The organism is Dietzia sp. DQ11-38-2 (genome assembly GCF_014145055.1).
Classification (GTDB): Bacteria; Actinomycetota; Actinomycetes; order Mycobacteriales; family Mycobacteriaceae; genus Dietzia.
Genome location: NZ_JAALDW010000283.1, coordinates 1 through 5,984, shown reverse-complemented (window position 1 = coordinate 5,984; position 5,984 = coordinate 1). Strand labels below are relative to the sequence as shown.

The following is a 5,984-nucleotide window of genomic DNA, read 5'->3' as shown; positions in this document are numbered from 1 at the left end:
TCTCCGAGGGTGGCGCGGTGGCGCTCGAGGGCGCCGACCCGTCGGGCGCGTCCGGTCGCGACGTCGACACCCCCGAGGACGTCCTGGCGTTGGCCGGGCGGTCGGTGGGCGAGGCCACCGCCGCCGTGATCGGGACCCCCTCCGAATGTCAACGTCCTCACGCCGCGGGTGTATCGGCAACAATGGTCCGGTGACCGCAGACGATCCCGTGCTCGAGCAACTCCCCCGACCCCGTGACCGCTACCTCAACCGAGAACTCAGCTGGCTCGATTTCAATGCCCGGGTGTTGGCCCTGGCGGGCGAGAAGGATCTGCCGCTACTCGAGAGGGCCAAGTTCCTCGCGATCTTCGCGTCGAATCTGGACGAGTTCTACATGGTGCGGGTGGCCGGCCTCAAGCGCCGCGACAAGACGGGGCTGTCGGTCAGGTCCGCCGACGGACAGACCCCGGCCGAGCAGCTCGGCCGCATCAGCGTCCGCACGCGGGAACTCTGCAACGAGCAGACCCGGTTGTTCCACGACGAGATCCGGCCGGAGCTCGAGGACCACGGAATCCGCATCCTGGCCTGGGGCGAGTTGACCTCCGACGAGCAGTTCTCGCTCGCGGAGCTGTTCCGGAACTCGATCTTCCCTGTGCTCACCCCCCTCGCCGTGGACCCCGCGCACCCCTTCCCCTACATCTCCGGGCTCAGCCTCAACCTGGCGGTGATCATCCGCGACATCGGTTCGGGTCAGGAGCACTTCGCCCGGGTCAAGATCCCCCACAACGTGCCCCGGTTCGTCAGGGTCGACCGGGGTGTCGAGGACGAGTACTCGTTCGTCCCGGCGGAGGAGATCATCGCCGCGCACCTCGGCGATCTGTTCCAGGGGATGGAGGTGGTGGAACACCACGTCTTCCGTGTGACCCGCAACGCGGACATGGAGGTCGAGGAGGATCGTGACGAGGACCTGCTGCAGGCGCTCGAGCGCGAGCTCGCCCGCCGACGCTTCGGATCCGCCGTGCGTCTGGAGATCGCGGAGGACATGACCTCCCGGATGCTCCGGATCCTGCAGCACGAACTCGATGTGGACTCGGAGGACGTGATCCGGTTCTCGGGCCTGCTCGACCTGACGGGGCTGTGGCAGCTCCACGGCCTCGATCTGCCCGACCTCAAGGACCCGGCGATGGTCCCCGCGACTCCCCCGGCGTTCGGCGAGCGTGAGACCGCCCGGAACATCTTCGCCTCCCTCCAGGAGGGAGATGTCCTGGTCGAGCACCCCTACGACTCGTTCGCCACCACGGTCCAGCGGTTCATCGAGCAGGCCGCGGCGGACGACAACGTGCTGGCGATCAAGCAGACCCTCTACCGGACCTCCGGCGACTCCCCCATCGTCAACGCGCTCGTGGACGCGGCGGCGGCCGGCAAGCAGGTGGTGGCGCTGGTCGAGATCAAGGCCCGGTTCGACGAGCAGAACAACATCCGCTGGGCACGCGAGCTCGAACAGGCCGGGGTCCACGTGGTCTACGGGCTTTTGGGACTCAAGACGCACTGCAAGACCTGCCTCGTGGTGCGCAAAGAGGGCGACCGGCTCCAGCGTTACGCCCACATCGGTACCGGGAACTACAACCCCAAGACGGCGCGGTTGTACGAGGACGTCGGGCTGTTCACCGCGGACGAGGACGTCGTGTCGGACCTGACGGACCTGTTCAACCACCTCACCGGGTTCTCCAACGTGTCCAAGTACCGGCGGCTGCTCGTCGCGCCCGAGGGCATCCGTTCGGGGATCATCGAGAGGATCGACCGGGAGATCGGCTTCGCCGCCGAAGGACGAGAGGCGGGCATCCGGCTCAAGGCCAACGCACTGGTCGACGAACAGATCATCGACGCCCTCTACCGTGCCTCACAGGCGGGCGTGCAGGTGGACATCGTGGTCCGCGGGATCTGCGCTCTGCGCGCCGGCGTTCCCGGGCTCAGCGAGAACATCCACGTCCGATCGATCCTCGGCCGCTTCCTCGAGCACTCGCGGATCCTGAACTTCCGAGGGGCCGACGAGGTGCTCATCGGCAGCGCCGACATGATGCACCGGAACCTCGACCGCCGCGTCGAGGTGATGACCACCGTCACCGACCCCCGGCTCAAGGTGCAGATCCACCGCATCCTCGATTCCGCGTTGGACCCGGCCACCCGCAGCTTCCACCTGCGGCCCGACGCCACCTGGGCACGGATGCCCGACCCCGGGGACCGGTCCGACTCGGTCGACCACCAGGAGCGCATGGCCTCCGTGCACGCGGGGTTCCGGGACCGATGAGCAGGAAGTCGACCAGTGGCGACCGCGTCAGGGTCGTCCCCGCTGCGGGAGCGGTCCTCTACCGCATGGAGAACGGGGAGGCCCGCTGCGCCGTGGTCCACCGTCCCCGGTACGACGACTGGTCGCTGCCCAAGGGGAAGGTCGATCCCGGCGAATCGCTGCCGGTGACGGCGGTGCGGGAGATCGAGGAGGAGACGGGCCACACCGCCGTCCTCGAATCGAGGATCGGGACCACCGCGTACCCCCTCAAGGAGAACACCAGAAAGGAGGTCACCTACTGGTCCGCTCGGGCGACCGGGGGTGACTTCGAGCCGAATTCCGAGGTCGACGAGATCAGGTGGCTTCCGGTGGAGGAGGCCAGGGATGTGGTCTCGTACGGCCTGGACCGGAAGATCCTCGGCCGCTTCTCCGCGGCCCGGCCGGTGGACTCGGTGCTCCTGCTGGTCCGACACGCCAAGGCGGGGAGCCGCTCCGAGTGGAGTGGGGACGACTCCGCGCGTCCACTCGACAAGACCGGACGGACCCAGGCCGAGCTCCTGGCACCGATGCTCAGAGCGTTCGGTGTCCGTAGGCTGTACAGCGCTCCGCGGGTGCGCTGCGAGCAGACGGTGGGCCCCCTCGCCGACGAGCTGCGGGTCGGGGTACGCCTCGAGCCGGCTCTGAGCGACGAGGCCTACCTCGACGACCCCGTCGCCGCCCGCACCAGACTGATCGAGATCGCCGACGGCGACGGTGTCGCGGCGGTGAGCTCGCAGGGGACGGCCATACCCGGGCTGATCGGGGACCTGTCCCGGCTGGCCGGGCTCGACGTGCCCGACACCTCCACCAAGAAGTCCGGGACATGGGGGCTGGGGTTCGCGGACGGGAGGCTGACGTTCGCCGACTACTACCCGAGCCCGCTCCCCGCGAGGTGAGGCGGCCGCTCAGCCGACCTTGTCGCGGTGGTTCACGCCGTTCTTACCGACTCCGCCGAAGGACTGGTGCGAGCTCGTGCGCTTAGCCGCGAGGCGGCCCTCGGGGAGCGTCTCGGAGCCCTGCACGACGGACTTGAAGTACTGGCCGGGACGGAACGCCGGCGAGTAGGTGGGCGGCACCGGGATGGACTCCCCGGTGTGCGGGTTGCGCGCGACCCTGGCCGCACGTGCGCGCTTCTCGAAGATGCCGAATCCCATGATGGTGATCGACTCACCCGCCGCCACCGCCCGCACGATGATGTCGAGAGTGTTCTCCAACGCCTCTGTGGCGAGCTGGTGGTCTCCGTCCATCCGTTCCGCCAGCTCGGCGATCAGATCGGCCTTGTTCACGGGTGTCCCCCTAGAGATGAGTACGCCGACGCGGCAGAGAACCGCGCCACATGAAGATAAGCATACTCACACGTTGCCGTCTCGGGGGTCATTCCGGACGAGCCTCCGTGATCCGCCGGTCACCCCCGGCCGGGCACGGTGGTGACCGGCTTGAACGACGGTCGACGCGTCTCGAACTCGGCGATCGCCTCCGCTTTCCGTAGCGTGAGACCGATGTCGTCCAGCCCCTCCATGAGACGCCACCGGGTGTAGTCGTCGATCTCGAACGGGACGGTGACCTCACCCGCGGTCACGGTCCTGGACCCGAGGTCGACGGTCAGCTCGATGCCAGGACGCTCGTCCATTATCTTCCACAACAGATCGACGTTCTGCTGCTCGACCTGCGCTGCCACCAGACCGGACTTGCCCGAGTTTCCCCGGAATATGTCGGCGAACCGCGAGGAGATGACCACGCGGAAACCGAAGTCCTTCAGTGCCCACACCGCGTGCTCGCGGGATGAACCGGTGCCGAAGTCCGGGCCCGCGACGAGCACGGAGGCCCGGTCGTACGGGGCGCGGTTGAGAACGAAGTCGGGTTCGTTCGCCCGCCAGGACGAGAAGAGTCCGTCCTCGAACCCGGTGCGTGTGACGCGCTTGAGGTACTCGGCGGGGATGATCTGGTCGGTGTCCACGTTGGACCGGTGCAGCGGGGCCCCGATGCCGGTGTGGGTGATGATCGGCTCCATGTGGATCAGGCCCCCTTCGCGGGCTCGAGATCTGCGGGCGAGGCCAGCCGCCCGACGACGGCGGTGGCCGCGGCGACCGCCGGGCTGACGAGATGGGTCCGGGCGCCCTTGCCCTGGCGACCCTCGAAGTTGCGGTTGGAGGTCGAGGCGCAGCGCTGACCCGGCTCCAGCGAGTCCGGGTTCATCCCGAGACACATCGAGCAGCCCGGTTGACGCCATTCGGCGCCGAACGCGGTGAACACCTCGTCCAGGCCCTCCCGCTCGGCCAACTGACGCACCTGCATCGATCCCGGGACGACCAGCATCCGCACGCCGTCGGCGACCTCGCGGCCCTCGATGATCTCCGCCACCGCCCTCAGGTCCTCGATGCGTCCGTTGGTGCAGGACCCCACGAAGACCACGTCCACGGGGATCTCACGCAGAGGGGTCCCGGCCTGTAGATCCATGTACTCGAGCGCGCCCTCGGCGGCGATGCGGTCGCTCTCGTCCCCGAAGGACTCCGGATGCGGGACGGAGGACCCGAGGGGCGCTCCCTGACCGGGGTTGGTCCCCCAGGTGACGAACGGGGTGAGGGCCGAGCCGTCGATCACCACCTCGGTGTCGAACACCGCGTCGTCGTCGGTCCTCAGACCGTTCCAGTACTCGACCGCGGCGTCCCACTCCTCGCCCACCGGAGCGTGTGGACGCCCCTTCAGATAGTCGTAGGTGGTCTGGTCCGGGGCGATCATCCCGGCCCTGGCGCCGGCTTCGATGCTCATGTTGCAGATGGTCATCCGCGCCTCCATCGAGAGCTTCTCGATGGCCTCTCCGCGGTACTCGATGATGTGCCCCTGTCCACCGCCGGTCCCGATCTGGGCGATCACCGCGAGGATGAGGTCCTTGGCCGAGACCCCCGGCTGCAGCTCGCCGGTGACGGTGACGGCCATGGTCCGGAACGGCCGCAGCGACAGCGTCTGGGTGGCCATGACGTGCTCGACCTCGGACGTACCGATACCCATCGCGATGGAGCCGAAGGCACCGTGCGTGGAGGTGTGGGAGTCGCCGCACACGACCGTCATGCCGGGTTGGGTCAGCCCGAGCTGGGGTCCGATGATGTGGACGATGCCCTGACCCGGGTCACCCATCGGGTACGCCCGGACGCCGAACTCCTCACAGTTGGTGCGCAGCGTCTCGATCTGGGTGCGCGAGACGCGGTCGGCGATGAGGTCGACGGCGCCACCGATGATGTCGGTCGGGACGTTGTGGTCCTCGGTCGCGAGGGTGAGATCCGGACGACGCAGACCGCGGCCCGCCAGCCGCAGTCCGTCGAAGGCCTGGGGGCTGGTGACCTCGTGGATCAGGTGGAGATCGATGTAGATGAGGTCCGGTTGTCGGGCTTCACCCTCCCCCTCGCCCCGGACCACCACGTGGTCGTCCCACACCTTCTCCGCCAGGGTTCGGCCCCGGGCGCCTCCGGACGGTGTCACACTCATCACGCCTCCAGTACCCGCCCCGGGTGACGAACCGATGGATTCTCACCATGTAGGACGCTATAGTCGAACTGTGAGACAGTATAGCGGGATCGGAGTCCTCGACAAAGCCATGACGGTGCTCCACGCGGTGGCCGAGCAACCGTGTGTCCTCGCCGACCTCTGCGAGCGCACCGGGCTCCCCCGGGCCACCGCCCAC

At 68.2% G+C, this 5,984-nt stretch carries 6 protein-coding genes and 1 pseudogene; 4 read left to right on the top strand and 3 right to left on the bottom strand.

The annotated features are described in order from the left end of the window. The 3 genes and pseudogenes from G6026_RS10195 to G6026_RS10185 form a co-directional block, all read left to right on the top strand. Positions 1–194 (top strand): annotated as a pseudogene (locus G6026_RS10195) (2-phospho-L-lactate guanylyltransferase); the annotation flags it as partial. Beyond that, complete coding sequence (locus G6026_RS10190; protein WP_182613109.1) at positions 191–2,287, top strand: RNA degradosome polyphosphate kinase; 2,097 nt, start codon at positions 191–193, stop codon at positions 2,285–2,287. The pseudogene G6026_RS10195 and the gene G6026_RS10190, both read left to right, overlap by 4 nt. After that, entirely contained in the window at positions 2,284–3,201 is a 918-nt protein-coding gene (locus tag G6026_RS10185) for an NUDIX hydrolase (protein WP_107756673.1), read from the top strand. The genes G6026_RS10190 and G6026_RS10185 overlap by 4 nt, the downstream gene beginning before the upstream one ends. A 9-nt stretch (positions 3,202–3,210) precedes the next feature. On the opposite strand, the gene G6026_RS10180 is transcribed toward G6026_RS10185, so the two are convergent. The 3 genes from G6026_RS10180 to leuC all read right to left on the bottom strand — a co-directional run bounded on the left by G6026_RS10180 (position 3,211) and on the right by leuC (position 5,788). Then, positions 3,211–3,591 carry an HU family DNA-binding protein gene (locus tag G6026_RS10180; RefSeq protein ID WP_107756674.1) on the bottom strand — a complete coding sequence of 127 codons (381 nt, stop codon included), beginning with the start codon at positions 3,589–3,591 and terminating at the stop codon, positions 3,211–3,213. 119 nt (positions 3,592–3,710) lie between these two features. Then, a complete protein-coding gene (gene leuD / locus G6026_RS10175) occupies positions 3,711–4,316 on the bottom strand; it encodes a 3-isopropylmalate dehydratase small subunit (RefSeq protein WP_107756675.1) in 606 nt (201 codons plus the stop codon). A gap of 5 nt (positions 4,317–4,321) precedes the next feature. Continuing rightward, positions 4,322–5,788 carry a 3-isopropylmalate dehydratase large subunit gene (leuC, locus tag G6026_RS10170; RefSeq protein ID WP_107756676.1) on the bottom strand — a complete coding sequence of 489 codons (1,467 nt, stop codon included), beginning with the start codon at positions 5,786–5,788 and terminating at the stop codon, positions 4,322–4,324. 70 nt (positions 5,789–5,858) lie between these two features. Here leuC and G6026_RS10165 point away from each other — a divergent pair. Further along, positions 5,859–5,984 (top strand): helix-turn-helix domain-containing protein (locus G6026_RS10165; RefSeq protein WP_182613108.1); only part of this gene is annotated, 126 nt, incomplete at its 3' end.